Genomic DNA, 528 nt, shown 5'->3' with positions numbered 1-528 from the left:
GAGGGTGACGGCCACGAGCACGGCCGCCGGCGCGCGGCGCGCCCACAGCAGGGGGACGAGCTGCACCGCGCTGAGCCCGGCCGCGACCCAGCCCTGGTGCGGGGTCCAGGCGCCGCTGGCGAAGAACACCGCGGCGACCGCCGCCGTCGTGAGGAGGGACTGGCGCATGCGCCCGACAGTAGAGTGCGCGGCATGATCCGGGTCCAGGTCGTCGACGACCACGCGCTCGTGCGCGAGGGCATCGCGCTGATCCTGGGCGCGCAGCCGGACCTCGACGTCGTCGCGCGGTACGGGAGCGGGCCGGAGCTGCTCGCCTCCACCGTGGCGGCCGACGTCGTGCTGCTCGACCTGTACCTGCCCGGCATGGACGGCCTCGAAGTCCTGCGGCGGCTCCCGCCCACGGCCCCGCGGGTGCTGATGCTGACCACGGTCGGGCGGCCCCGCGAAATCCGCGAAGCGCTCAACGCGGGCGCGGCCGGCTTCGTGCTCAAGGACTCCTCCGGCGACGAGCTGGCGGCCGCGGTCCGG

At 75.9% G+C, this 528-nt stretch carries 1 protein-coding gene; it reads left to right on the top strand.

Annotation, left to right across the window (positions count from 1 at the left end):
- Positions 1 to 192 precede the first annotated feature (192 nt).
- Positions 193 to 528 (top strand): response regulator transcription factor (locus tag G3I65_RS17415; protein ID WP_160697045.1); only part of this gene is annotated, 336 nt, incomplete at its 3' end.

The sequence above is a fragment of the Amycolatopsis sp. SID8362 genome (genome assembly GCF_010550475.1).
Taxonomy (GTDB): Bacteria; Actinomycetota; Actinomycetes; order Mycobacteriales; family Pseudonocardiaceae; genus Amycolatopsis; species Amycolatopsis eburnea.
Note: the sequence above shows the minus strand (reverse complement) of the source record. Positions and strands in the feature narration are given on the sequence as shown.